This is a genomic window from Pseudomaricurvus alcaniphilus (assembly GCF_011440395.1).
GTDB lineage: Bacteria > Pseudomonadota > Gammaproteobacteria > Pseudomonadales > Cellvibrionaceae > Pseudomaricurvus > Pseudomaricurvus alcaniphilus.
In genome coordinates, this window is sequence record NZ_JAAOIX010000006.1 from 1 (window position 1) to 26,518 (window position 26,518).

Sequence of the window (26,518 nt, forward strand, 5' to 3'; positions counted from 1 at the left end):
CGAGCAGATCATCGAACTGCGCCGCAACGCGAAGGCTGGCGGTGAATCGGATAACAACCAGGCAGACCTGCCGTTTGACGACAACATCGATTTCTGAGCGCCCGTAAGCAAAATAGGGCGATTACGAGGCGGTGTAATGGCGGTGTTGCGTGAAATCAAACGGCGGCAAATAACCGCGCTTTTACTCCGGCGTTAACACTTAGTGCACTTGACCTATTCTATAGATGGTGGAAGAATGCTCGCCAATTAGTGATACGTAAAATAAAAAAAACACATAAAATAGTATCAAAAAATATAGGGTCGTAGTTAAAGCATCAACGGGCGACCTGAAAAACGAAACTCCGATCTAATATTATAATGGAGCACAGCAGCATGAAAATAAGCACCTGCAGGTCTGGATTTACCCCCTCAACACTCGCCGCCCTGATTGCTTTGGGCACCGTCTCCAGTGCACAGGCCGTGCTGGAGGAGGTCGTCGTCACCGCACAGAAACACGCCCAAAGCGTCAACGATGTTGGCATCACGGTAAACGCCTTCAGCGGCGAAACCATCAAGGATTATGGCGTCAGTTCGGCGCAGGATATTGCCGCCTTCACCCCTGGTCTGACTGTTAGCTCTACAGGCGCTACCGGTGTTCCGGTCTACACCATTCGCGGTGTCGGATTTCAGGATATCACCACCACCAGCTCTTCCACCGTTGGCCTCTATTTTGATGAAGTTGCCATTCCCTATACGGTGATGAGTCGCGGCGCCCTGTTTGACGTGGAGAGAGTGGAGGTATTAAAGGGCCCGCAGGGTGATCTCTACGGTCGCAATACCACCGCCGGCCAGATTAACTACATCAGTAACAAGCCCACCGATGAGTTCGAAGCAGGTATTACCGGCAGCTATGGTCGCTTTGATGTGCTGGACGTGGAGGGTTTTGTCAGTGGCGGCCTGAGTGACAGCGTTCAGGCCCGTCTTGCCTTTAAAACCACGCAGTCCAGTGAGGGCTGGCAGGAAAGCCTTTCCCGACCGGGGGATGAACTGGGGGAACAGGATGTACTCGCACTTCGCGCCCTGTTTAATTTTGACCTGCCCGATCAGGGGGCAATACTGCTGAATATTCATCATGTGGATGACCAATCCGACAACCGGGCGCAAACAGCGTACGATGGCCGTCTGGTAGGTTTGGGGGAATACGGTGCACCCTATATCCCCCTGAATGAATACCGCCTTTCCGAGGGCACTCAGTTTGGCGAAACACCGCCCTGGTATTCGACGGGTGATAATCGTGTGGCTGACTGGACCAACAACTGGACCAACCCGGTAACGGGAGAAACCAACAGCCTGAGACCGAGCAGAGATAACCAGTTGAGCGGTATATCAGTAAAACTGGAATGGAATTTCAATGAGGTCACATTCACTTCAATTACTGCCTATGACGAATTTGAGCGCAGCGAGACTAACGATATAGACGGTGGTGCTTTTTCCAGCCAGGAAACCATCAACGTCACCGAGCTCGAGGTGTTCTCTCAGGAGCTAAGGCTGTCGGGGCAGAACGACAAATTGTTGTGGATTGCAGGTTTGTATTACTCCAGCGATGAAGCCGACGAGCTCTATAATTTTTTTATGGCGGATTCCATTTTCGGTGACGCCTCGGCTGCATGGGGGCTTAACAATCCTTTTGCCGCATTTCCCATTCGCCGTTTACACACCAAATACCAACAGGAGACTGAGTCCAAAGCGGTATTTGGTCATATTGAATACAACTTTACTGACAAGGCACGGCTTACCCTGGGGCTGCGCTACACAGAAGAACAGCGTGACTGGATTGGTTGTACCTACGACGTCGGCGACAATACCTACGCCGGATTCTGGAATGGAATTGTCGGTGCCAGCCTGCCGCCGGGTTCATGTTCCACTCTCGACGATACTGCCGGTTCACCCACCAATATTGCCAACGTTATTGGCACTGCCAACATCAATGATGCTTTTCATCCTTTTGAAACCGATATCAGTACCGAGAAGTGGATGGGGAAAATCGGTATCGATTACGCCATCAGTAATGATCTTTTGGTGTACGCCACCCTGTCAAACGGCTTCAAGTCCGGTGGTTTTAACGGTAATAATTCCAATACCACGACTCAGCTCAAACCATACAAGCCGGAGGAGTTGACTTCACTGGAGCTGGGGGTCAAAGCCACCCTGTTGAACAATACCATGCAATTCAATGCTGCTGTGTTTCACTACGACTATCGAGACAAGCAGGAGTCGGAGCGAGCAATTACCTTTGTCGGTGCCATTGGCGGGCTGGGCAATGTAGACGAATCCACAATACGCGGTGCCGAACTGGATATTCAGTGGGCCCCGATTGACGGCCTCAGTGTAAACCTGGGGGCTGCTTACCTGGAGACTGAAATCGAGGAGTGGATTACACCTGTGTCCGGAGAATTTGACTTTGCTACAGGCAGCGCCATCAACGTTGTGTCTGTGGATGCCTCGGGATCCGGCTTGCCCCAATCGCCTGAGTGGTCTTACAACGCGCTGGCGCGCTACGAGTGGCCCATCAGTGATAACCTGTACATGGAAGCTTCTGCCGACATCAACTTCACCGATGAAACACCGGACCCCGTGCGTCTGCAGAACTCTCTGGACGATTACCTGATTACCAACTTCCGTATTGGCATTGGTGAAACCTCAGGCAAGTGGCGCGCCTTGCTCTGGGGCCGCAACATCACCGATGAATACTATTACCAGGCCGCATTTGGCGGCACCAATGGCGGCTATATGCGCTCGGTCGGCATGCCGCGTACCTATGGCATTAGCCTGGCCTACAATTTTTGATTGCGCACTTCACGCCGCAGAATTTGAGAACGGAGAATTTAATGATCATATGCTTTAAGCGCGCAACTCTACTGTTTGCGACCCTTGCGCTCGCAGCCTGCAGCGAGAATCACCTGAGGCAGTCTTTTGCAAGTGAAAAAGCGCAGGAAGAGGCTGACCTGCTACTTACCAACGGCAAATTTTACACCGTCAATGCAGACCAGCCCTGGGCCGAGGCCGTTGCGATAAAGAACGGCAACTATCTGTACGTCGGTGCTATGAGAAACGCTGCCGAGTTCAAAGGTGAAAACACTAAGGTTGTCGATCTGGGCGGCAAGATGGCCATGCCCGGTATCAATGATGCGCACGTTCACCCAACCAGGGGCGGCATCAAAAAGTTATTTGACTGCAATTTCCCGTTTGACAGCAATCCGGATCAAATCGCGGCTGCGGTTGCTGAGTGTGTCGAAAACAATCCGGACGCTACCTGGATTCGCGGTGGCCAATGGGATAGTGGCTTCTTCGATCGCTATAAGATTGCCTCACCGCGCAGGTTCCTGGATGCTGTTTCGGGTGACAAGGCGGTATTGCTGAACGATGACAGTAATCACAATGGCTGGGCTAACACCAAGGCACTTGAGTTGGCGGGCATTACTGCCGAAACTCCCGATCCGGCGGATGGAACCTACGTTCGCGAGCCGGGGAGCAGGGTTCCAAATGGCTTGTTGCTCGAAGGTGCAGAGCAACTGCTCAGTGACAAGTTACCTGACTGGAGCCCCCGAGAGTATCAACTCGGTGCCCTGGAGGCGGTGCGCATCGCCAATGGTTTCGGTATCACTGGCATGAAGGATGCCAGCACCGATGAGCCAACTCTCGCGGCTTATCATGCTCTGGACCAGAAAGGGTTGCTGAGTGTGCATATGACTACCTCAATCCGCACACCCTATGGGCATCGTACTCAACCGCTTGACTACGATCGTATCGACGGGTTGAGAGATAAATATTCCAGTCGGCACGTCAATACCGCGGCGGTGAAAATCTTTATGGACGGGGTTCCCACTGCGTCGCGTACCGCTGCCATGCTTCACCCCTATGCACACGCCGAAGAACATTCACACGGCAACCCGGTGGACGGCATGCTGCACCTGCAACCGAACTTACTAACAGAGGACCTGATCGAACTCGACAAACGCGGTTACACAGTAAAGATTCATACCGCTGGTGATCGCTCTGTACGCGTCGCCCTGGATGCCATTGCCGCCGCTCGCTTGGCAAACGGCGACTCCGGCCAGCGCCATGAACTGGCGCACGCGGGCTATATTGACCCTGTCGATTTGCCTCGCTTTGCCGAATTGCAGGCGGTCGCCGACCTGTCACCCTACCTGTGGCACCCGTCGCCGATCATCGCCTCTATTATTGATGCGGTGGGCTCGCCACGTGGAGAACACTACTGGCCGATTAAATCCTTGCTGCAGGCACAGGCGCCCATACTGGCCGGATCGGATTGGCCGGCTGCTGTGGAAACCATCGACCCCTGGCTTGGTATCGAAGCGATGGTCACTCGCGCCGATCCCGAGGGCAAACACACCGGTACCCTGTGGGAAGCCCAGTCTATCAGCCTTGAAGACGCCGTCGAAATCTACACCACCAGAGGCGCGGCAGCCCTCGGGCGAGGTAACATCACCGGCTCTATCGAGGTTGGCAAGTCGGCCGATCTGATTGTCCTGAATCACAATCTTTTTGCTATCGAGCCCCAGGCTATCAGCCAAACCGAGGTGCAGATGACTCTGTTTGAAGGCACTGTTGTCTACCGTAAAGATGATTTTAAAAGGGGGCGGTGACAACTGAGGCTCATTCTTATTTCCAGCTTGCGGTACAGGTGCTTAACTACACGATTAGCTATCCGGATCCTGCTGAAAGAGCTCGGCGACACCCCGCAGGCCAAGGCTGTATTTCCCCAATCTGTCCTGTTATAGGATTTCACGGGCAGACAGTAGCGAGCCCTGCTTTTTCGGCGCTGCGGTTAAGTTCAGCATGCCTTATAGCTGCCTGATAATTGCCACAAAAATATGAAAGAGCCCTCTGCATGAAACCAGCGACATACTGCGTGAAATGGCAACAAATTATTCTGCTACACCTAATCTCGCACACAGGCAAGCAGGGCGTCTTCCAGGGATTCAAGTGAGCACCTGTCGCTACTGATGCATTCAATACGGCTGTCCATGCTGTCGTCCAGTTCGGCTTCTGTGAGCACATTATCGGCTTTGTTGTAGGCGGTAATCCCCTGATCGGTAATAAAGACTGCTTTGATCCGTTCTACATTCACGCCCAGCAGCAGGTTATAGAGCTCCTGTGAATTGAATATCCACTCGGGTTTGAATATCCATCCGCGACTGTAGAAACCCTCGCCTTCGTTATCAATGCTCAGGTAGCCTGTCTCGGGTATTTCGGGAGCCTCTGGTATTGAGGTAACGTCTTTCTCTGTGTGGTGATGGTGAGTCTGGATGTGTTGGCTTGCAGGGGCCGCCAGCCAATCAATTTTTAGCGCTCCCATACTCACTTGAAAGATTGATTTGCTGTCCAGGCTTGTGGTTCGTTCCAGAAAGCCCAGCAGGGCGGGAAAGTCCCCGGGGTGGTATTGATCCGCCTTGTTGGCGACGATTACATCAGCGATGGCCAATTGCTGGTTGAAGGTGGGGTGAGTGGTATAGCGTTCATCGTGAACTTTTCTGGCATCAACCAGTGTAATGGTGGCTCGCAGATCCACTACCTCCCGGTAGTGTTCGGCGACCAGTACGGACAGCACTTCCAGAGGGTGTCCAAGGCCGGTGGGTTCTATCAACAAGCGCTGCGGTTTGGCACGGGCGAGCAGCATATTCAGGGCGATCTGCATGGGCAGGCCTGCCGCACAACACATACAACCACCAGGGACTTCGCGAATGAAGATGCCGGCTTCTTCTGTTTTTTGCCCGGTAAACAGGCTGCCGTCGATACCCACTTCGCCAAACTCATTGACGAGTACAGCCCAGCGTTCATTGTCGGGCTTTTGTTTGAGCAGGTTCAGGATAGCTGTGGACTTGCCAACGCCGAGGAAGCCGGTGATGACATTGGTGGGTATGGCTTTCAGTGCTGACATGTCGCTGGAGTTCCTTGTTGTCCGGTGTGGCAAACCGGGCCGAGCTGCTCGACGTCGCACAGCAGGGTATCGCCGATACAATCGATGCGCAGGATGTGTAGTCGCTGGTGGCGCCTGCGGGTTTCACTTTTTCGCCATTGTAGCGATTGTGAACAGGACCAGCAGGTCGTATCGCCGCTGGCACGACAGCTCGCCTGGCAATTCCCGCCATGCCTGTATCAGCGACGAGGTTTCCGGCGTGTTATTCCTTATCGCTGAAGACCTGTTCCTTCCACTCCGGGCCTAAATTGTTCTCAATATACTCCCTCATAAACTGGCGAATTTTCTGCGAGGGGGTGACATCCTCGATTTCGCACAGTTTTTCGAAAGCTTCTTTTTTCTTGGGGTCTACCAGTACCGTCAGTCGGGCAGTGCGCTTTTCCATTGGTGGTCTCGTCTTTCCAGCCTAAGCGGCATGTTAATTTGATTATCATATTGTAAGCGTTGCTGGCTTACCTGCAAGAAGTGATGCCTAACCTTCGGCTGTGTCAGTGAACTGACCAAATTTAGCAATGAGTTTGTCGCCCAGGGCTGTGTTTTGGTAGGCCATTTTTACAGCTCAATGCCGGTCAGGCGAGGGCCTTGGTTACAAGCTTTGTATGCTATTTGAATGTTAACTAATTTAACATTATATGTTAATATAAATAAAGTCTAATGTGTGACGCCAGACGGATAGCCGCGCAGCCATTGCAGGCGAATTGATTAACCCCAGTGAGTGCCAGAACCAGGAAACCCAGCGATGCCGCACCGTGTACATCTCTTTTCATTGCGGCTGGGTTATGCCCTGCGTGAGGTGTTGGCCGAAGGTTATCAGCGCGCACACCTGATAAGGGATATCGTCGCCGGAGTCACAGTGGGTGTGATTGCCATCCCTCTGGCCATGGGGTTGGCCATTGCCAGTGGTGTAGCGCCCCAGTACGGCCTGTACACCGCCATCATCGCCGGGGCGGTGATCGCGTTGACCGGCGGGAGTCGCTTCAGCATCTCCGGTCCGACGGCGGCTTTTGTGGTTATTCTGTATCCCCTTACCGCCAAATACGGGCTGTCCGGCCTGTTATTGGCATCCATGATGGCTGGCGTGATTTTGGTGGTCATGGCCTGGGCTCGCCTGGGGCGGTTTATCGAATATATTCCGGAATCGGTAACCTTGGGGTTTACCGGTGGCATCGCTATTGTGATTGCGGTACTGCAAATTCCTGACTTTACCGGCATGACCATCGGCCACCTGCCGGAACACTTCGTGGGCAAGGTGAGCGTCATCGGCGCCAATTTGGCGGGTATCGACGCGGGCAGCTGCCTGCTCGCCCTGTTAACCCTGGTGGCCATGATCACCTGGCCGCGGCTGCGCCTGCCAGTACCGCCACACCTGCCGGCACTGGCGCTGGTTAGTGTGGTGGGCATTCTCCTCGCTGCGCAGGGTATTGAGGTGGATACCATAGGCTCTCGCTTTCACTATCTGCAAACCGATGGCACACAGGCGGCGGGCATTCCTCCCTATCTGCCCGCATTTGACTGGCCCTGGAATCATCCCGGTGCTGACGGCGAACCGTTGACGCTGTCATTGGAGCTGGTGTCGGAGCTGCTGCCTTCGGCGTTTGCCATTGCCATGCTGGGAGCGATTGAGTCGTTGTTGTGTGCGGTGGTGCTGGACGGTATGTCAGGCAAGCGCCACAGTGCCAATAGTGAGTTGTTGGCGCAGGGGGTCGGCAACCTGGTCACACCGCTTTTTGGCGGTATCACGGCGACTGCGGCCATTGCGCGATCTGCCACCAACTTCAAGACTGGCGCTGTCTCGCCGATTGCCGGTGTCGTTCACGCGCTGGTGGTGTTGCTGGGGTTGCTGCTGTTCGCTAGTGCGCTGGCGTATGTGCCCATGCCCGCCATGGCGGCGCTGCTGATGGTGGTTGCCTGGAATATGAGCGAGGCACACAAGGCGCGCAAGCTGGTGCAAAAGTCACCCCGCGGCGACGTTCTGGTTTTTCTCACTTGCCTTTCGTTGACGGTGTTGCTGGATATGGTGATCGCCATCACCGCGGGGGTTGTACTGGCTTCTCTGCTGTTTATGAAGGAGATCGCCTCGCTCACACAGGTGGTTGATGTTACCGAAAATCGTGTGTTGGTCAGGGAAGGGCTGCCAGGTAAATGGAAGGTGTTCAAGGTGCGCGGGCCGCTGTTTTTTGCCGCCGCTGACCGCATATTCTCCGAGATTTTCCACCGGGCGCAAGGGCTCGATGGCTTGATCATCCACATGGAATACAGCTCTTACCTCGATGCCGGTGGGCTATCGGCTGTTGACAGGCTGTTGGCCCAGTGCGCCGATAAACAGATATCAATCCGTTTTTCCTGCTGGCAGTTTCAGCCGCTGAAAACCCTTGCCAAAGCGCGCAGCGCCGGGGTAGGGCCGCTGGAGGTGTCGTTCTCTACGTTGGAGGGGGCGATTGACGCTGTGTTGAGTAAAGGAACAAATCATGAAGTTGGATAACGCCATTACCCTGGGCGCCAAGGGCGCCTGGATCGAGGCGCAAGTTCGGCTGAGCCCGGGCAGTCGCACCCATTGGTTTATCATGCTGCGGGATAGCAACAAAAAATCGTTTATTCTTGCGGACAACGACGATAATGCCATCTCCAGCGATGACATCAACGATCTGGCCCGGCTGCTTAAGTCACTGGGTCTGAAAGAATTTACCGGTTTTTTGTAATACAACTGAAGGAAGTTTTAGCTATGAGTATTTGCCCCCCTTGTCCAAAATGTGAATCACCTTACGCCTACGAAGACCGCAATCTGCTGGTTTGCCCTGAGTGTGGCCATGAATGGGATCCGGCCGCTGCGGCGGCTAGCACAGGCGAAGATCAGCCCGTGGTGAAGGACAGCAATGGCAATGACCTGTTTGAGGGGGATAACGCCACCCTGATCAAGGATCTGAAGGTGAAAGGCAGTTCGAGTGTGCTGAAAATCGGCACCAAGGTCAGGATCAATCGCATCGTCGACGGCGATCACAATATCGATTGTCGTGTCGACAAGGTCGGCGAGATGATGTTGAAGTCGGAATTTGTCAAAAAGGTCAATGGATAAACCTGCAAAGGGGGCGGCATCAGCCAGCTCGCGAGTGGCCGGGCTGCCGTTGATAGATCCCCGCCTGCGAGGGGGGGCAGTCTAAAGTAAATACCATTCGTCACCGACCCCTTTTCCTCAGCAGCCTGGCTGCCCAGGCCCCGGTGCTGCACTTCCAGCCGCGTCGATAAAACAGCGGCATTCCCTTGGTCATGTGAACTCTTCGGCCCTTGCAAGGCAAATATATCTTACTCCCCCTCCCGGCGAAGTTGGCCAAGCATGATGATTGGTAATAAATAATACCTTGCTAATGCAGAAATGACATTTTACGATGGTTTGATAAATGGTTCTAATTGGGCAAGATTTTTGGTAATTACTGGCTTGAGGTCTATAGGTTTAGGGCCTTTTTGGGGATTTATCTGTAAGAACATTTTGTAAAATAAAAAATTAAAACACCCTTTGATTCGGCTGCTCTCCCGTCTGCAAGTCGACTTTCCCGAGGTGGCATACTATATTTCTGCCAGTCAGGTAGCCAGCGTCAGTCAGATTTTGTCAGTCAAAAGCAGTAATCTTAGTGATAGTCACGACTTTTCTGGCTCTCTTATCATCAAAACCAATAAATGTCTATCTTACCAAATGTATTGACATTTATGTATGACCCGACTAACCTTCTACACGTTGTGTAAAATCCAAATAGCTTTCTTGCTGGGTTTTGTGCAGCGTTTATAACAAAATCATATATAAGAATGGGGAAAAGCCATGTATGAAAGCACCAGCCATTTCAATAGCCAGGGTATTTATAAGCCGAGCAACTTGCGCAAAGCGCTACTAGCGAGTGCTATAGCCAGTGCAATTTCGCTGCCCGTATATGCTCAAGGTGAGAAGGCCCTGGAAGAGGTCGTCGTCACCGGAACTCGAGCGACCATTCAGGACCAAATCAACCTCAAGCGCATGTCGACCGAAATCGTTGACGGCATGAGTGCCGACGAGATCGGTGAGCTGCCCGCCCTGTCTATCGGTGAAGCGCTTGAGACGATTACCGGCGCAGCTTCTCACCGTGAGAATGGCGGCGCCACAGAAATTTCCGTGCGGGGTCTGGGGCCATTCCTGGGCACCACGGTGGTAAACGGTCGCGAGGCGACTAACGGCAGTGGCAACCGCGCGGTTAACTTCAGTATTTTTCCTTCGGAAATGTTCAATTCCATTGCCGTGCATAAAACCCAGTCTGCGAAGTACATTGAAGGCGCGGTCAGTGGCCAGATCCACCTGGATACCCGGCGCCCGATCGATTACGGTAAGGAGCGTTTGCAGCTCGGCCTGAAGGGCTCAATGCACCCTGACGACAAGAATATTGATGGCCAGCAAGAAATTGGCTACCGCGGTACCGCTAGCTATATCAATTCCTGGGAGACCGATGCAGGTACAATCGGTATATCCATTGGTGGACAAAAGCGCGACGATTCCAATCCCGAGGCGGAAGCGTTTCACACCACGGGTTCCGGACGGTTTGAAGGGTGTTTGTTAGACTCATTCGATCGCAATGCCCAGCCAGTCGATACCTCTGGTCGATGCCATGACGGATCAGCAGGTGTGACCAACGACGATATCCAGGGCATTATCGATAGTGACCCCAATATTAATAGCGTTGCAGATATTCCGTGGGCCTATATCCCGCGTGATCGTTCATACCGTCAAAATACTACGGACGATAATCGTGAAGCCTTATTCGGGGCGATCCAGTGGCAGCCCAATGACAAGTTGGACATCATGGTGGATTTCCAGACCTCAGAGCGGGATCAACGGGAGCTGCGCCGGGATCTGGTGTTTGGAGCAACCCAGAATAACATTACTGATCTGGTGTCTGACCCTACCACCGGTATTGTTGAGAGCTTTGTCACTGATACGGATATTAACGCCGTAACCACTGACTTCACCCGTTTTGAAGAGTATAAGGGTGCGGGCTTTAATATTGCCTATCAGCTTACCGATGATCTGAAAATATCATTTGATGCGTCCTATTCCGACACCGAGCGTACGGAAACAGACGTTGAGGTAAGGCTGGGTTCAACCGTCGACGGCGCCACGCAAAGGGGCAGGGACGAGTTCCTGGTTGCCTTTGATGTCAATGCGGACGGTACCGATGGCCTTGCGCTGCCCACCATTCTCTGCCAGGACGGTGGTACTTGCGATGCCTCTACGCTGGGTGATTATGATGTTACTGATCCCACCTTCTTTACCGCTGGCGAGCGCGCGCGCCTTCGTGCGAGGGAGCAGGTGCGTGAAAATACCATTCAAGCCTACCGACTGGACCTGAATTGGAACACCGAGAACCTGGGCTTTATCCACAGCATTGACAGCGGTATACGCTTCTCCACACTCGAGTATCTCACCACCGGTGGAAATCGCAACGAAGCAGGTTTTAGCCTGTTTGAGGATGAAGACCTGGCCGGTACCCCGAACGGTGACCGCGATGCTCCGGAGGCCCTGGCGGCGGTAACAGCAGCTGCTAATAATTGTGGCCTGAGCAGCTTCCCGGAGTCCGGTTTCCTGTCGGAATCCAGGGGCAGCAACGACCTGATTACAGTGGCAAGTGGTATCGGTACCGGTAACACCTACGCAACATTCGACCATGGCTGTCTGCTCGATGAGTTGCTGGTGAACTACGGCGGTGCATCTGCCGTTGGCTTTCAAACAGGCATTACGTCCGGCACTATTGACGTAACTGAAGATACAATGGCAGCCTACGTGCAGGCCAACTACGAGTCCGAGCTGGGCGGCAAATCTGTTCGAGGTAACTTCGGTCTCCGTGTTGTCAAAACAGAAGTTGAATCGATTGGCTACCGAACCCCGCTCACTGTTGTTACAGAAGATGACGGTATGGGTGGCACCGCGTATTATGTAGAAGAGGTGTCCGGCGCCGGGTTTGAGCAAACCAAGCGAACCAACAGCTACACGGAATTTTTGCCAAGTCTCACTTTCATTATGGATCTTTCCGATGAACTGGTGTTCCGTGCCGGTGCATTTAAAGGTATGTCGCGCCCGGATCCTCACTCTTTTGGTGCTGGCCGAAGTGTCGAAACTAACGACTCCTCCGACAGTTCTGATCCCGGTTTCGCTAGCCTGGAAGAGGCAGTTCAGGGGGTCGATGCCAACGGTAACCCGAAGCTGGAGCCTTTGACATCCTTGAACCTGGACCTTGCCCTGGAATGGTATGTCAACGACGATACTATGTTGACCGCGGGTGTCTACTGGAAGGAGTTTAAAGGCGGCTTTGAGAGTGTCTTCCAGCAAGAAACCTTCATCATTGACGGCAACCCGGTAGTCGGCTCGGTAAGAACCACGCAGGTTTCTGATGATGATAGCGAGCTCAGTGGTCTTGAGCTGACGGCTACCCATGCATTCACCTACCTGCCAGGCTTCGCCAGCGGCTTTGGTGTGAAGTTCAGTTATAACTATGCCGATTCGAATTTTGAATTTGAAGATGGCTTCGGCGGTGATGGCATTGACTTTGACGACGATGGTAATGCGACTCCGCTTATTGGTGTTGTGCCACCCGCCGGATTATTCGGGTTGTCGCGTCATACCCAATCATCGCAACTTTACTGGCAGAACGATGACTTCAACATCGCCCTGCTTTGGAAGACCCGTTCCCAGTACTTCCAGGGTTTCGGTCGCGATACCAGCAGTCGTATTCGCTATGTGGATGACAATCAGAGCGTTGATCTGCGCATGAGTTACGATGTTACCGACAACGTCAAATTGTCGCTGGAAGCCCTGAATATACTCAGCGAGCCACGCAGGGATTTCCGTCCAATCGATGGCAGTACTATGGCGACCCTTGAATACGGCCCGCGCGTATTCTTCGGTGTACAAGGTAAATTTTAACCCGGCGGTAACCCCCCGCGCGCAAGCGCGGGGGGTTCAATGCCTCAATTTGTTGAGTTACACAGCAAAAATCAGACAGCACAGAATTCAACGAGAATATCGTTAAAGGGGCTCGAAAAGTAATATCGGGTCAGCATTATCAGTTTATTCAATAGTTAGAGGTGTATAGCATGCAAACAGACGCGTTTCTATCAGGAAAAGACTTGCCATTCGAATACGTTGCTGAGGGTGTCAAGCGGCAGCTTATGGGATATAACAACCAGATCATGATGGTCAAGGTATATTTTGAGGAGGGCAGTGAAGGCTACGTTCACAGTCATTTTCACTCCCAGGTTGCTTATGTTGAGAGTGGAGAGTTCGACGTCACCGTAGGTGATGAAACGCGAACCCTGGTTGCGGGCGATTGCTTCTTTATGGAGCCCAATATCAGCCATGGTGCTATATGCAAGAAAGCCGGAGTGCTGATCGATGTGTTTAGCCCAATGAGAGAAGACTTTCTCGGGGAGAATCAGGGATGAAGGTAAAAAAACTGCGGTGGTGGGTGATCGCCCTGATCGCTCTCGCCACCATTATCAACTATATCGACCGACAGTCGATGAATGTCCTGTGGCCGGCGATATCGGCCGATATTTACCCGGACAAGACACCCGATGAACGCAAGGAAATTTTCGCGTTTATTTCCGTTGTGTTTGTTTTTTCCTACGCAATTGGCCAGGCGCTTTTCGGCAAGATATTTGATTGGGTCGGCACCCGCATGGGTTTTGTCTTGTCAATTGGTATCTGGTCGCTCGCGACAGCCGCCCATGCAATGGCGCGCGGAATTGTTACCTTTAGTATTTTTCGCGCAATCCTGGGGGTTGCCGAGGCGGGCAACTGGCCTGGGGCTACCAAGGGCAACGCCGAGTGGTTCCCCATCAGGGAGCGCGCCCTGGCGCAGGGTATATTCAATTCCGGGGCGGCAATCGGCGGCATTATTTCCATACCGTTGATCGCCTTCCTTACCGTCTTTATGAGTTGGCAGGCAATTTTTATTCTGGTCGGCCTGGTGGGGTTGTTGTGGTTAATTCCCTGGATCATTTTGGTTAAGGCGCCACCGAAAGATCACCCCTGGATTACCGACGAGGAGCGAGAATACATCCTTACCGGTCAGCGCACTTCACAGTCAGCAGCGAGCGGTGATGACGATGACGGCTACAACCCTTCCACCAAGGAAATGCTGTCCCGTAAACAAAGCTGGGGCGTTATCATCGCTTCCGCGTGTATCGACCCGATCTGGTGGTTGTTTATTTTCTGGATTCCCATCTACCTTTTCGAAGTGTATGGAATGGACGTCAAGACCATCGGTATCTACGGCTGGGTACCCTACGTTGGCGCGATGCTGGGCGCCTGGGCGAGCGGCCTGCTGGCACAGAATCGTCTCAAGGCCGGCTGGACTGTTGACCGCACACGCAAGATGATCATCACTCTCGGCTGTCTGCTGATGTTGCCGGCCCTGTTGGCGATGGCCAATCCGGGCGCACCGGTCAACGCAGTGTTGTTGATGGCATTGATCCTGTTTGGATTCCAGGTCGCTATCAATAATGTGCAAACCCTGCCAAGTGATTTATTCGGTGGCAAATCAGTCGGGACACTGGCGGGATTTTCCGGCATGGCGGCCAAGTTTGGCGCCGCCGCGCTCACTTCCCTGGTTCCCTGGTTGACCTCTGGTGGCAACTACACGCCGGCATTTGTGCTGGGGGCTTCCCTGGCTGTAACCGCTATGCTGAGTGTCTGGATTTTGATCCCGAAGGTTGAACCACTCAGCCCAAAGAGTTAAGACAAAGTACCAATTGATATACAGGGTGTCAGTACCAGACACCCAAATTAATTTACATCAAATTCATTAAGGAGTAAGACATGACTAAACCCGTTATCGGCTTCATCGGCCTCGGCCTCATGGGCGGCAATATGGTTGAAAACCTGCAAAAGAAAGGTTATCAGCTCAATGTAATGGACCTCAACAAGGACGCCGTTGCGGCCGTGCTCGCCCGTGGTGGTGCCAAGGAAGTGACGACTGGTGCTGAATTAGCTGCGGCCAGCGACATTGTTATGCTGTGCCTCACCACCTCTGCTGTAGTCGAAAAACTGGTCTATGCTGAGAACGGCATTTTGGCTGGCATAAAGGAAGGCTCAGTATTGATCGATTTCGGCACATCGATTCCGGAATCTACCCGCAAAATCGGCGCAGATCTTGCGAAGAAAGGCGCGGGTATGATCGACGCTCCCCTCGGCCGCACACCAGCCCACGCCAAGGATGGGTTGCTTAACATCATGGCCGCAGGCGACAAGGCCACCTTCGAGAAGGTCAAGCCGGTGCTCGAGGATCAAGGCGAGAACGTCTTCTACCTGGGTGCGCTGGGTGCCGGTCACACCACCAAGCTGATCAACAACTTTATGGGTATGACCACCGTCTGCGCCATGTCACAAGCCTTTGCCGTGGCCGACCGCGCTGGCGTCGATCGTCAGCAGCTGTTCGATATCATGTCAACTGGTCCATCCAATTCGCCCTTTATGGGGTTCTGCAAAAACTACGCTGTGGACGGCGTCAGTGACCTGGGTTTCTCAATCGGCAATGCCAACAAGGATCTGGGCTATTTCCTGCAGATGGTGGATGATTTGGGTACACGCGCCCAGATTGCCGAAGGCACCTCCGCCAACCTCAAAGCGGCGGTTGAAGCCGGCATGAGCAACGGCAATGTTCCGGAAATCTTTGATTATTTCCGTACGCTCGAAAAATAATTGCAATGAGGCTCGAAAATAGCCGAAAATAATCAAAACTGGCACATGGATGTGACCAGGCGATTGATATCAAGGCAGCGATTCCCTTTATCAAGGAGAGTTCTCCTACTGCGGTTGCGGATGTTGCTGCCTGCCTTGTCGCCAGTCTTATCGCCAATCAATCCTCGTTTTACCAATAAGTTGCAGGAGCTCCACCATGTCGAGTAGCGTAAGCACCTTCGTTCCGGGCGTTATCACCGGCAATGACGTACAGGCACTTTTTACCCTTGCCAAAGCCAACAGCTTTGCGCTGCCGGCGGTGAATGTGACTGGCAGTAATACCATCAATGCCGTACTTGAGACCGCAAGCGAGATCAAGGCGCCGATGATTATTCAATTCTCTGGCGGTGGTGCTGCTTTTTACGCAGGCAAAAGTTTGTCGAATGAGGGCCAAAAGGCCTCCATTGCCGGCGCCATCTCCGGTGCCCAGCATGTGCATCAGCTGGCCTCAGCCTATGGTGCCTGCGTGCTGCTGCACACCGACCATGCTGCGCTCAAGCTGCTGCCCTGGATTGACGGGTTGCTGGATGCTGGCGAAGCTTTCTTTAAAGCTCACGGTAAACCCCTGTTCAGCTCCCACATGCTCGACCTGTCTGAAGAGCCATTGCAGGAGAATATTGAAATCTGCAAGCGCTATCTGGAACGCATGAGCCGCATGGGCATGACCCTGGAAATCGAGCTCGGTATTACCGGCGGAGAAGAGGATGGTGTGGACAACTCCGACGTCGACAGCAGTGAGCTGTATACCCAGCCCGAGGAGGTGGCCTTTGCCTATCGAGAGCTGAGTGAAGTGAGCAACCAGTTTACCGTGGCCGCATCGTTTGGCAATGTACACGGTGTCTACAAGCCCGGTAATGTCCAGTTGCGGCCGAAAATCCTGCGGGATTCACAGGACTATATCCAGAAAACATTTAACACCGCCGCCCAGCCGGTAGACTTTGTTTTCCACGGCGGTTCCGGTTCCAGCGCCGAAGAAATCAAAGAAGCAATATCCTATGGCGTGGTCAAGATGAACGTCGATACCGATCTGCAGTGGGCCTTCTGGAACGGTATTCGCAAGTTCTCCCAGGATAAACACGGTTACCTGCAAACCCAGATAGGCAACCCCGACGGGGAAGACCAGCCCAACAAGAAGTACTATGACCCCAGGGTTTGGTTGCGCAAAGGCGAGGAGTCTTTCAAGACTCAGTTGATCGAGATTTGTCGCACCTTAAACAATGTCAATACACTGGCGTAGCTAGCTACAGCTACTTCGCCAGAATCCCCAGCACTTCTTCAGCCAGTACCCGCGTTCCAGCGGGGCTGCTACCTCGGTAATTTTAGATTATCCACAGTCGGGTGCGGGTACCGGTCCGCTGGTGCTCGCCGCGCAGTATGGGTATGATCTACCGGGTAAATTGTTCGAAGCTCAGCCGGTGCAATTAATATCAGGCCAATTGGAGGCATACTGTGAATTTGGAAACGGGTGGTTTTTTTGGATTACTGCTGCTTATCGCAGATGTCTGGGCAATTCTGAATGTCGTCCAGTCATCGGCAACCATGGGCAAGAAATTCTTGTGGATTCTGCTGATTCTGTTTTTGCCACTGCTGGGGCTGATCATTTGGTTTTTCGCCGGCCCCCGGGGCAGGTGAATCCTGGCAGCGCAGATCCTGCGCTTGCAGTCAGTGACCGGCAAGCGCAGGCAAACCCTTGTTTCACACCCACCATTGCAAGTGGCGCGCTGCCTAATTGTCCAGCCACTGGATCGGTCCCTCCAGCAGCACAAACAGCAGGGCCGGGCACTCACTCTCTACCTTGAACCGGTGGCTACTGCCCGCGGGCTTGTGAACAATATCGCCGCTGGCAAAAAGGCGACCTGAATCTTCCTGCAGCAGGCCCTGGAGGACGTAACCCCACTCGTGGCCCTGGTGACGGTGGGCCGGGAAGTTGAAGCCCGGGTCCAAATGCAGCAATTGGGCTTGAGTGTTGGCTATATTAGGGCCTCCTTGTATGGGTAAGGCGAGCAGACCGGGTAACCCTGTAGCCTGCCAGCCGGGCGCGTCCCGGGTTGCCGATTCAGCCGTCTGCAGCAGTTCTTGTACCCGGTCCGATGGGAGGTCGAGGAACGGGCCCAGGCGACCGACATGCGCATGGAAGCGGCCGGAGTCTTCCAGTGAAGCTAAGATCCGATCGCGCAGCCCTCGGGCTGGTGGCAGCGGGGTAACCGTGTCGCCGAAATCGACCAGCGCTTGCTGCGTCTCCAGTGCCAGGCCGCGATCGCCGTTAGAGTTGGAGATCGAGGCTTCGACATGGGCACGATCGCCTGGCTCGAGTTGCTCCAGCCAGTATTCCACCAAATCAGTATCTCTGCGCATTTCTGCTATCTCCGTGGTTCGCGTGGTATTGCCGCAGGCTGCGTAAAGCGGCGGACAGTCTGGATTTGACCGTGCCGATCGGCACGTGGCAGCGGGTCGCAATCTCGGCGCAGGTGAGCCCTTCAAAGTAGATAAGCTCCAGCACCGTGCGCTGAACTTCGCTCAATGCGCAGACGCGCTTGCGAGTCAGCGCGTTATCCGTACAAAGGCTCGGGTCACTGGCCGGAGGTGCCGGTTGCTCATCTGGCACGGCACTAACCAGTGCTCGCCGGCGCGCCGTGGACAGGACACGCAGTCGGTCTATGGCTCTCGAGCGCAAGCGTAACATCAGCCAGTTAAACACCGACCCGCGCCCTGGATCAAAGCTGCCGGCTCTTTGCCAAACCTCAATAAACAGGTCGTGGATCAGGTCCTCCGCATCGCTGCGGTTGTGGAGGATGCGCCAGGCGCAACCGAGAAGTCGGCCGGCATGGCGCTCATACAGTTGCGCCAGAGCCTTACGGTCGCCAGCCCCGACCTGTTCCACCAGCAGTGCGTCAGGTCTGTCGGCCTCGGGCGTCGCTGGTTCATCCTTTGCTGCATTGCGTAGGGAATTTGTCCTTTGCACCACCATTGCCTCCCATCAAACCGGATAATTGCAGTACAGTAAATGCGATGAACTCTGGTTTTAGACCGCGGCATCGCCAGGTAGTCTCGATTATTCTCTTATTGCTCTCAAACACCAGTACGACCCCAATAGGTAAACGGTTCGCTGTTGCGGTGGTCAATTGGCCTCGAAATGTCGTTGCAAGTGTATCCGGCGCGGGCCGCTGTTATGCGGCTTCCGCCCGGATTAGTTTGCCTGGGTTGTCTGGCGCTCATGCAAGGCCAGGTATCAGTACAGCGGGGTCAGTAAACGCTTGATCTCGACCAGGCGCGGCTCTACTCGCTCTACATCCACTGAGGCTCCGGCAACAGGCGTCGCCTGGGCGCCACCATTGCTGCTGGCGGTACGAGAGTAGGTGGTATAGACCTCCAGGTCATCAGTCGCGCGCAGCAGGTGGACGTAGCCCACCACCGCGTCGGGCACGCCTATGACGCCCAGTGCTGCGATGATGTCCGCGCAGTCGGTAGTCGCATTGCCGTAGCCGGGCAGTGAATAGGACTCGACGAATACCGGCGCGGCACCGGGCAGGGCGGCAAACACCGAGATTACACCAGTGGTTGTCGAGCTGGCATTAAAAGCGCTGAAACTGGTCGCGTACTGGCCAGTCTCGAGGGTGGTCGGCAGATTGACTGAAAGCGCTCGCTGCGCACCGCAGCTGAAGGGCGCGGCGTATAGCTGGCGACCCAGACTCAACTGGGCGCTTGCGGAAGCACTCGCCAGCAGGGTGGCGAGGGTTATAGCTGAGCTAACTGCGAGGGCTTTAAATGGCCGGCGACGGGGGAGGGCGGGGATTGAATTACGACGTTTAGAGTAGTACATAACGTTCTCCTGAAATAATAATAGGGTTGGTCGCGCGACACTCCCCAATACGAGCCACCCCGGGGATAGGGTTCGGTCGCCGGGTATTTGTGTGGAAGGGTCGACACCCCTAAAGTCATTCCCCGCCGGCGCTGCTAAAACTGGTACCAGAGCATGATTTTCGGGTGGGAGACGCTATTCTGGAAAATAATGAGATCGGCACTGCCTTCAAAGGTGGGCCCGGGAGTGCCAGAATAACCACCGTGACACCCAGGAATACGGAGCCTTTTGCCTTGCACGGGGCGGCAAACTGTATTTTACTTGTATGACACCGAAGTAGCCTGCTTCAACTGCAAGGACATTCAGGGATGAAGATGCAGAGTTCAGCAACCCTCCTCGATAAGCCCCGATATCGTTGTTCAGCGGTATTCGAAATTCCCTTGCCTCAAATAATAAATTGCCAGTGCAACTGGTGGGAGTTTGTTTGTGAATAATCGTCGTGTCATCTTTTGTCGTACCATTATATTTTTTATGACTATTCTGTGCGTAGCCTGTTCGTCGGAAAAGGCGGGGTTACGTGAGCTTAAGAAGCTTTGCGAGAAAGATGCGGGCTTGACGGTTTATAAGACGGTTGAGGCGGATGGTTACTATGATGGCGCGCAAGCAGGTGGAGCTTTACGTGTCCTTGTGCCATCGAAATTCAGCTTTGTTGAATACTGTGAACTTGCGCCAAATGTCGCCAGCTTGTTTCAGGAAGCAGGATGTTGGCGATTGACAAAAATTGCGAGAGATACTGGCTCGTGTAGTGAAGTTATTGACAACATATTGTGGGGAAGTGGTCTAAGCGGGTATGTGGATTATAGGGAAAATAATTGCATTTTAGTGGATAAGCTTGTTAAGCCAATGGCGAAGTATGCTTTTAATTCATCTGTGAAGGAATGGCTTGGGGATGATCAAGTTTCTGGATTTAGGCGGGTCGAATCATATGTTGAAAATTTTTCTACTTCAGAGTTGATGGGTAGATATGTGTCCTATTCCTACAGCCTAAAGCCAGGTTACGCCATTACTAAGTACTGCCAGAATATAGATAAGAAATATCTGACATATGAAGAAGCACGACTGATTGAATCAGTTATCAAACCACGGATGGAAGTTTCTATTAATTCAGGAGATATGGGTCATGATAGATGATGTTTATTTGGGCTCTTTGTTGGCTGCGGCAGCTTATGCAAATTGGGGAAACGGAGACACCGCAGATATCAAGGCTGAATTGTTTGGCAGAGGGTTTACTGAATCTCAAGTAAACGATTTATTTTTTGGTGGCAATCCAAAGTACCAAGTAGTCGGATTCACTGAAGATAATAACGGCTTCTCAGCTACTATTTTCAAGAATATCAATTCAGAGAGTAGCAATTATAACGGGCTTACCGTTTCTTTTAGAGGTACGGAGCCCAATTTTCCGTTACTGGATTTGTTTGCTGATCTTAGTGCTGTATTGGGTAACCCCGGAGGACTACTGGAGTTTTTCAATCAAACCAATAACATTGACCAGTTTTTGTTGAATAATGGTTTTCTTGAAAACGGGCAATTGACACAGCCCATCAATTTTACGGGGCATTCGTTAGGTGGCTATTTGTCAACGATGGCGGCTTATAAATACGCATCTAGTTTTGGCGAGGTATATACCTATAATGGTTTAGGGCTAAATCCTCAGGAGTATGTTTGGGAAACTATAAGTAACTTTTTTGAAGGGCACTTTTTGGATGGCAATAAGGTTCGTAATTTTTTTGCTGATAAAGGGTGGGAGGCTGCATCAAGTCCTCGATTTCAAAGGCCCGGTAGCTATGAGAGAATTTTTATTGAGTACAATGGAGTTGCAGATAATTTCCCCTCTTTTGCGAGCCACTCAATAGCCAAACTAGTAGAAAGTATTTCCGTTTACCGCCTCTTCACCCAGCTCGACCCTGCACTGGATACCAACGAAGGGATGGAACAAATTTACGCCATCCTCAACGCAGCTACCGCTGTAGAAGACCAGTCACTGGAAGTCATAGTCGACCAGCTGGGTGATCTACTGGGTGGCAATCTCGCCCAGCAGGCCAACAAGGACGATATCGAGCTGTTCTATCAGGAGCTGGTTGCAGCCGGAAAAAGCCATTCCATTGCCTCTCTGGTGCATGCCGATATCGCCAGTCTCGCCACCCAGGATACCGAAGCCGGCCGCGGCTATCGCTATGCGTTGATGAATATGCAGCCCTTCGGGGTTACCTCTGGTCTTGCCGACACGGCTGCCGCTGGCAGTGCCTATGACCTGGATAAATTTAGCGAGGATTATCTCTACGACCGTGGCGCCTATTTACAGGCCCGCTTGCAGTTGAATGGTGTAGAGGGAGATGGTGTCGCCGGCACTATCCCTGGCGCCGAAGCGGGGCTGTATATTGATATGGCCGAACCCGATCAGAAGGTATGGATTGCCGATTCTGAAATCCGCTTGAACAAATCCTTTCCCCTGGGCGAGGACCAGCAAAAGCAGATTTTGCTGGGTGCCGAAGAGGGTGAAAACAGTCTCGTTGGCGGCGACAACCATGACCGCATCTACGGGCAAGGCGGTGACGACACTCTGCGCGGTAATGGCGGCGATGATTACCTTGAAGGCGGGGCCGGCGACGACACCTATATCTTCAATAGCGGCGATGGCCACGACAGTATTTATGACCTGCAGGGCGTCAATAGCCTGCGTATCGATGATCATCAAGCAGTGCAGCTGGCGGCAATTGGTTCGGCTGGCAGTGGGCAGTATCGGGAGGTGGATGCCGAGGGTATCCCGGTCGATGACACAGTGTTCTCCTTGACCTCCGCCGGATTGCTGGTGCATGTCAATGGCATAGGTTCAGGGGATACGATCGAGCTATTAGGATTAGAGGCGGATTCTACGGATTTTGAATTGGCGCTGGCGTCCGTAGCCGAGACAGTCATTGAGCCCATAGCATTAATCGATACGCCACTGGATACAGACACTCCTTACGACCTCTCCCAAGCCATGCTTACCTTTGCCGCGGATTATCGAATACCGCAGCCGTCCGCTTCTCACATATCCGGCTTTAACTTCCAGCATTTGCTGCAAAATGCCGCACTGGAGGGCTATGTCTCCGGTGCCAGTGTGGAGGTGAATATTGACCAGATGCTGCAAAACATGGGGTACGATTCACTTGGCTACGACTACCATATGGCCTATTACGGCAGCCAGAATGGCTTTAGCGATTACGAATTGCACACCGATATCGTCTATGGTCGGGATGCCGTCGGCAGCGAAAAAGAAGAGTTTATCGCCACGGGCCTCGGTGATGACATTGTCTACGGCCAGGGGGGCAGAGACCGGATATTTGCCGGATTTGCAACTCAAGGGTCGACCTACAGCGACTCCACCAGCTTTGGTAGTGGTGGGGCTGAGGATTACCTGGCCGCTATATCGGATGACGATTATATCGATGGCGGCAATGATCTCGATATCCTGTTTGCCGATGCCTATATGACCTATGACAGTTACAGGGACGATTTCTACAGCGCCATAACCGAGCCCAACCCCGAACTGCCCAATAGCGGGCAAAAGCTCAGGGTGAAGAATCTTTCCGAATACTATATGGCTGAACCTGTCGATAATGGTAACGATACGGTTCTCGGTGGAGCCAATGATGGCAACACTTTTGGCGACCTGATCAGTAGTGGTGGTGGTGACGATTTTATTTTCACCGGTCACGCCGCTGGTCATAACACTGTGGCAGCAGGCGCCGGTAACGATGCCGTCGTTGGCAGTGATGGTGTCGACCGCATTTTTGCCGATGGTGTCGGTGTGCAGGTCTACAACTATAGCGGCTCCAAATTCGATGGCATCGATAACCCCTGGCGGGTGGCGCACCAGATGCTGGATTACAGCGTGGCCATGCTGGATGCGCGCTATCAAAATGTGGATAGTCTGTCCTACGATGATTTTGTCCAGGCAGGAGCGGGCAACGATTTTGTCGCCGGTGAGATTGGTGACGATGAATTGCGGGGGGAAGGTGGCAATGACCTGTTGCTGGGGGACCGGGTGAATTACGCGGGAATGTATTCTTCCGTCGAACAACTTACTTATTTCGACCTCAACAGTGCCGATCACGGCAATGACCGGCTCTTTGGTGGCCAGGGGCATGACCAACTGTTTGGTGGCGGTGGCGCCGACCGCCTGCTTGGAGGTGCCGGCAACGACCACCTGTGGGGCGATGACAGTTCGGTCGCCATTCAGTTTCATGGTGCCGACCACCTGGAGGGTGGCACCGGCAGCGATAAGCTCTTCGGCGCAGCAGGAGAAGATACCCTGCTGGGCGGAGCCGGAGATGATCGCATGTATGGGGATATTCTGCTCGATTTAACCCTGGTCAATGGCGAGATTGTCAGTGGCGCCTATGACACCAGCGCGCACGCCAATGACCGCCTCGAGGGCGGCGCGGGCGACGATTTTCTCCAGGGCGATGGCGGCGATGATACGCTTATAGGGGGAGCCGGTGACGATACCTACTATTTCGATCAAGGTTTCGGGCATGACGTTATCAGCAGTGATGGCAATACAACTGCGGATCAGGATGTCATTCGCTTTGCGCGGGCTATCTCCATAGCCTCGTTAACGGCCACACAGGTGGAAAACCACTTGCGCCTGGATGTGGGGCCGGACTCTGTCACCCTGCGCGATTTCTTCGCCGCGGACTTTAACGCCATCACAGTGGAATTTGAAAATGGCCTGGTGCTGAACACCGATGGCCTGCGCGCACTACTGGGCCTGGATAGCGAGGCGCAGAGCGATGTATTTTTCGATACCTCCGGTAACGATAGCATCGTCGCGACGATCGGCAACGACAGCATCACCCTGAGTAGTGGTGCTGACGAAGTATGGGCCGGCAACGGCGACGACACGGTCTACCTGTCGGGTAGCGACCAGGGGGTCAAAAAAATCCGCGCTGGCACCGGCGACGACCTGCTGCAGGGCGGAGAGGGTGATGATACCTTTACCTTCAATAGCCTCAGTGCTGCTGACAGCCTGGAAACCATCGATGGCGGTGCGGGAGTAAATATCCTCAGCGGAACCGACGCCAATGACAGCCTGGATCTATCCAATACGCAGCTGCTGAATATGGCGTATGTCGACGCCGGCGCCGGTGCGGATAGTCTTATTGGCACCCGCTTGAACGATCACCTTCGCGGCGGCAGCGGGGATGATATTCTCAACGGCCTGTCCGGGGCCGATACCCTGGTGGGCGGCAGCGGCAACGACACCTACATCAACCCCGGCAGCGGTCAGCTTACGATTGATAATTATGAAGCGGATGGCTCGGGTGTCGACGTACTGGTATTTCAAAGTGTCTCGAGAAGGGCCGACAACACCTGGTTTGAACGGCGCTACGACGACCTGGTGATCGAGAATGTGGTGGTGCAGGACTTCTTCTCGGCTGACGCCGATTACCAGCTGGATCAAGTGCAGTTTGCGGATGGTTCGGCAGTGGATAAAAGCCAGATAATTGGCTGGCAGGTCGATAAGTTCGCCCATATCGACGCCGTTGCTGACACTTACCAGATGGACGCAGGAGCAACGCTGGTCATCGCCACTGCAGACCTGCTGGCCAATGACTTCTACCGCGATGATGGCGGCAAGACCTATGGGGTAGAGCAGTGGGCATCGATAATTGATGTCAGCGGTTCTGCCGATGCAGAAGTCATCTGGAACGACACCGATGATACCATCCTGGTTACGCCAAATGCGGGCTTTTCAGGGGAGCTGACGTTTAGTTACGACATCAATGATAGCTATTACGGTGCCCTTGGCGCTGTCCATATTGAAGTTACAGGAAGCAGTAATATTGCCCCGGTCGCCGCCAGCGATGTGTTCACCGCCGTTGGCACGCAACCGATCTCCATCGCCATCAGCGAGTTGCTGGCAAACGACAGTGATGCCGATGGTGAGGCGCTTGAGGTGACGGAGGTATTCAACCCGGTCAACGGTAGCGCCGTATTGGATGCAGCGACCGCAACGGTGCTGTTTACTCCTGCCCCGGATTTTATAAGCGGTGCCGCGGCTTTTGACTATACGGTGTCGGATGGCGAGGACACTGCCTGGGCAACCGCGGCGCTGGATATTCTGAATTTGATCACCGGCACATCGTCGCGGGAGAAGCTCACCGGTACCAGTGGTGACGATTACTTCGTCGGTGGCAAGGGCAATGACATTCTGCTCGGTGCCGAGGGTGACGACATCTTCGCGGTCGAGGGTACAGGCCAGGGCTACGACCTTATCAGGGGCGGCGAGGGGTTCGATACGCTGCTGGGTGGCGCTGGCGACGACGCGTTTGGCCTGGTCAGATTGCTGGCCGCTGACAGCCTGGAGCGCATCGACGGTGGCGCCGGCGAGAATACTCTGGTGGGTACCCGCCGCGACGATCGCCTGGATTTCAGAAACACGGAATTGCTGGGTATCACTGCCATTGACGGTGGCGGCGGTGACGACATTATTACCGGCTCCCGGGGAGATGACCTGATTATCGGCCATAGCGGCAATGACCGTCTGCGCGGTGGTGACGGTGATGATCGGTTCGAATTCGGTCAGGGCTCCGGGCGCGATAATGTATTTCTGAATGTTGCCGATAGTGGCCAGGACAGTTTTGTGTTTACCGACACGGCCAGCGATGACCTGTGGTTTCGGCGCAGCGATGACCACCTGGTTGTCAATGTTCTCAGCAGTAGCGACCGGGTTACCTTCAGGAGCTGGTTTGCCGACGGGCAGCAGGAACAGCAAATCCTGGCGGCTGACAAGCAATTGAATCCCGGTACCCTGGAACAACTGATTAGCGCCATGGCGGCATTCGATCCACCTGCCGGTGCGGGTTATGTCTTGCCCCAGGATATCCGGGATGAGCTGGCGCCGCAGTTGGCAGTCGCCTGGTCCTAACGGCTGTCGCCT

General features: G+C 53.7%; 18 protein-coding genes and 2 pseudogenes. 14 read left to right on the forward strand and 6 right to left on the reverse strand.

The features are described from left to right. Positions 1-372 precede the first annotated feature (372 nt). Positions 373-2,826 carry a TonB-dependent receptor gene (locus G8764_RS12795; protein ID WP_166165050.1) on the forward strand — a complete coding sequence of 818 codons (2,454 nt, stop codon included), beginning with the start codon at positions 373-375 and terminating at the stop codon, positions 2,824-2,826. A gap of 41 nt (positions 2,827-2,867) precedes the next feature. Beyond that, positions 2,868-4,646 carry an amidohydrolase gene (locus G8764_RS12800; RefSeq protein ID WP_207951869.1) on the forward strand — a complete coding sequence of 593 codons (1,779 nt, stop codon included), beginning with the start codon at positions 2,868-2,870 and terminating at the stop codon, positions 4,644-4,646. 296 nt (positions 4,647-4,942) lie between these two features. On the opposite strand, the gene G8764_RS12805 is transcribed toward G8764_RS12800, so the two are convergent. The 3 genes and pseudogenes from G8764_RS12805 to G8764_RS12815 all read right to left on the reverse strand — a co-directional run bounded on the left by G8764_RS12805 (position 4,943) and on the right by G8764_RS12815 (position 6,365). Further along, a complete protein-coding gene (locus tag G8764_RS12805) occupies positions 4,943-5,941 on the reverse strand; it encodes a CobW family GTP-binding protein (protein WP_166165051.1) in 999 nt (332 codons plus the stop codon). Beyond that, positions 5,929-6,114, reverse strand: a pseudogene (locus G8764_RS23065) (phosphoribosyl-AMP cyclohydrolase); the annotation flags it as partial. The pseudogene G8764_RS23065 and the gene G8764_RS12805, both read right to left, overlap by 13 nt. A gap of 68 nt (positions 6,115-6,182) precedes the next feature. Beyond that, complete coding sequence (locus tag G8764_RS12815) at positions 6,183-6,365, reverse strand: CopG family transcriptional regulator (protein WP_166165052.1); 183 nt, start codon at positions 6,363-6,365, stop codon at positions 6,183-6,185. 354 nt (positions 6,366-6,719) lie between these two features. Between G8764_RS12815 and dauA the strand changes: the two genes are divergently transcribed. From dauA to G8764_RS12860, 9 genes are all read left to right on the forward strand, one after another. After that, positions 6,720-8,462, forward strand: a complete 1,743-nt coding sequence (gene dauA, locus G8764_RS12820) for a C4-dicarboxylic acid transporter DauA (protein ID WP_166165053.1) — start codon at positions 6,720-6,722, stop codon at positions 8,460-8,462. Further along, positions 8,449-8,679 (forward strand): hypothetical protein, encoded by a 231-nt coding sequence (locus G8764_RS12825; protein WP_166165054.1) that lies wholly within the window; start codon positions 8,449-8,451, stop codon positions 8,677-8,679. The genes dauA and G8764_RS12825 overlap by 14 nt, the downstream gene beginning before the upstream one ends. A 23-nt stretch (positions 8,680-8,702) precedes the next feature. Further along, positions 8,703-9,053, forward strand: a complete 351-nt coding sequence (locus tag G8764_RS12830; RefSeq protein WP_166165055.1) for a zinc ribbon domain-containing protein YjdM — start codon at positions 8,703-8,705, stop codon at positions 9,051-9,053. A gap of 738 nt (positions 9,054-9,791) precedes the next feature. Next, complete coding sequence (locus G8764_RS12835) at positions 9,792-12,917, forward strand: TonB-dependent receptor (RefSeq protein ID WP_166165056.1); 3,126 nt, start codon at positions 9,792-9,794, stop codon at positions 12,915-12,917. A 170-nt stretch (positions 12,918-13,087) separates the two neighbouring features. Further along, positions 13,088-13,435, forward strand: a complete 348-nt coding sequence (locus G8764_RS12840) for a cupin domain-containing protein (protein WP_166165057.1) — start codon at positions 13,088-13,090, stop codon at positions 13,433-13,435. After that, a complete protein-coding gene (locus G8764_RS12845; protein WP_166165058.1) occupies positions 13,432-14,733 on the forward strand; it encodes an MFS transporter in 1,302 nt (433 codons plus the stop codon). The genes G8764_RS12840 and G8764_RS12845 overlap by 4 nt, the downstream gene beginning before the upstream one ends. 80 nt (positions 14,734-14,813) lie before the next feature. Continuing rightward, positions 14,814-15,695, forward strand: a complete 882-nt coding sequence (locus tag G8764_RS12850) for an NAD(P)-dependent oxidoreductase (protein ID WP_166165059.1) — start codon at positions 14,814-14,816, stop codon at positions 15,693-15,695. Between the two features lie 196 nt (positions 15,696-15,891). Continuing rightward, positions 15,892-16,971: a class II fructose-bisphosphate aldolase gene (gene fbaA / locus G8764_RS12855; RefSeq protein WP_166165060.1), complete on the forward strand. Its 1,080-nt coding sequence runs from the start codon at positions 15,892-15,894 to the stop codon at positions 16,969-16,971. Between the two features lie 212 nt (positions 16,972-17,183). Then, positions 17,184-17,366: a PLDc N-terminal domain-containing protein gene (locus tag G8764_RS12860; protein ID WP_166165061.1), complete on the forward strand. Its 183-nt coding sequence runs from the start codon at positions 17,184-17,186 to the stop codon at positions 17,364-17,366. A 93-nt stretch (positions 17,367-17,459) separates the two neighbouring features. Here G8764_RS12860 and G8764_RS12865 read toward each other — a convergent pair whose 3' ends face one another. From G8764_RS12865 to G8764_RS12875, 3 genes are all read right to left on the reverse strand, one after another. After that, positions 17,460-18,089 carry a cupin domain-containing protein gene (locus G8764_RS12865; RefSeq protein WP_166165062.1) on the reverse strand — a complete coding sequence of 210 codons (630 nt, stop codon included), beginning with the start codon at positions 18,087-18,089 and terminating at the stop codon, positions 17,460-17,462. Then, on the reverse strand, positions 18,073-18,696 hold the full coding sequence (locus G8764_RS12870) for a sigma-70 family RNA polymerase sigma factor (protein ID WP_166165063.1): 624 nt from the start codon (positions 18,694-18,696) through the stop codon (positions 18,073-18,075). Before G8764_RS12870 ends, G8764_RS12865 begins: the two co-directional genes overlap by 17 nt. 267 nt (positions 18,697-18,963) lie before the next feature. Further along, positions 18,964-19,554, reverse strand: a complete 591-nt coding sequence (locus G8764_RS12875) for a hypothetical protein (protein WP_166165064.1) — start codon at positions 19,552-19,554, stop codon at positions 18,964-18,966. 465 nt (positions 19,555-20,019) lie between these two features. Between G8764_RS12875 and G8764_RS12880 the strand changes: the two genes are divergently transcribed. The 3 genes and pseudogenes from G8764_RS12880 (at position 20,020) to G8764_RS12885 (ending at position 26,506) form a co-directional block, all read left to right on the forward strand. Next, complete coding sequence (locus tag G8764_RS12880) at positions 20,020-20,724, forward strand: hypothetical protein (RefSeq protein ID WP_166165065.1); 705 nt, start codon at positions 20,020-20,022, stop codon at positions 20,722-20,724. Further along, positions 20,714-21,235, forward strand: a pseudogene (locus tag G8764_RS23135) (Tle-like phospholipase domain-containing protein); the annotation flags it as partial. The gene G8764_RS12880 and the pseudogene G8764_RS23135, both read left to right, overlap by 11 nt. 285 nt (positions 21,236-21,520) lie before the next feature. Then, positions 21,521-26,506, forward strand: coding sequence for a cadherin-like domain-containing protein (locus G8764_RS12885; RefSeq protein WP_166165066.1), 4,986 nt, complete (start codon positions 21,521-21,523; stop codon positions 26,504-26,506). Positions 26,507-26,518 lie beyond the last annotated feature (12 nt).

What these genes read in the sequence shown, in the direction of transcription:
- G8764_RS12825 (WP_166165054.1), top strand. Translation starts at nt 8,449, where the DNA reads ATGAAGTTGGATAACGCCATTACCCTGGGCGCCAAGGGCGCCTGGATC.
- G8764_RS12885 (WP_166165066.1), top strand. Translation starts at nt 21,521, where the DNA reads ATGGAACAAATTTACGCCATCCTCAACGCAGCTACCGCTGTAGAAGAC.
- G8764_RS12875 (WP_166165064.1), bottom strand. Translation starts at nt 19,554, where the DNA reads ATGTACTACTCTAAACGTCGTAATTCAATCCCCGCCCTCCCCCGTCGC.
- G8764_RS12845 (WP_166165058.1), top strand. Translation starts at nt 13,432, where the DNA reads ATGAAGGTAAAAAAACTGCGGTGGTGGGTGATCGCCCTGATCGCTCTC.
- G8764_RS12815 (WP_166165052.1), bottom strand. Translation starts at nt 6,365, where the DNA reads ATGGAAAAGCGCACTGCCCGACTGACGGTACTGGTAGACCCCAAGAAA.
- G8764_RS12830 (WP_166165055.1), top strand. Translation starts at nt 8,703, where the DNA reads ATGAGTATTTGCCCCCCTTGTCCAAAATGTGAATCACCTTACGCCTAC.
- G8764_RS12800 (WP_207951869.1), top strand. Translation starts at nt 2,868, where the DNA reads ATGATCATATGCTTTAAGCGCGCAACTCTACTGTTTGCGACCCTTGCG.
- dauA (WP_166165053.1), top strand. Translation starts at nt 6,720, where the DNA reads ATGCCGCACCGTGTACATCTCTTTTCATTGCGGCTGGGTTATGCCCTG.
- G8764_RS12835 (WP_166165056.1), top strand. Translation starts at nt 9,792, where the DNA reads ATGTATGAAAGCACCAGCCATTTCAATAGCCAGGGTATTTATAAGCCG.
- G8764_RS12865 (WP_166165062.1), bottom strand. Translation starts at nt 18,089, where the DNA reads ATGCGCAGAGATACTGATTTGGTGGAATACTGGCTGGAGCAACTCGAG.
- G8764_RS12795 (WP_166165050.1), top strand. Translation starts at nt 373, where the DNA reads ATGAAAATAAGCACCTGCAGGTCTGGATTTACCCCCTCAACACTCGCC.
- fbaA (WP_166165060.1), top strand. Translation starts at nt 15,892, where the DNA reads ATGTCGAGTAGCGTAAGCACCTTCGTTCCGGGCGTTATCACCGGCAAT.
- G8764_RS12840 (WP_166165057.1), top strand. Translation starts at nt 13,088, where the DNA reads ATGCAAACAGACGCGTTTCTATCAGGAAAAGACTTGCCATTCGAATAC.
- G8764_RS12805 (WP_166165051.1), bottom strand. Translation starts at nt 5,941, where the DNA reads ATGTCAGCACTGAAAGCCATACCCACCAATGTCATCACCGGCTTCCTC.
- G8764_RS12850 (WP_166165059.1), top strand. Translation starts at nt 14,814, where the DNA reads ATGACTAAACCCGTTATCGGCTTCATCGGCCTCGGCCTCATGGGCGGC.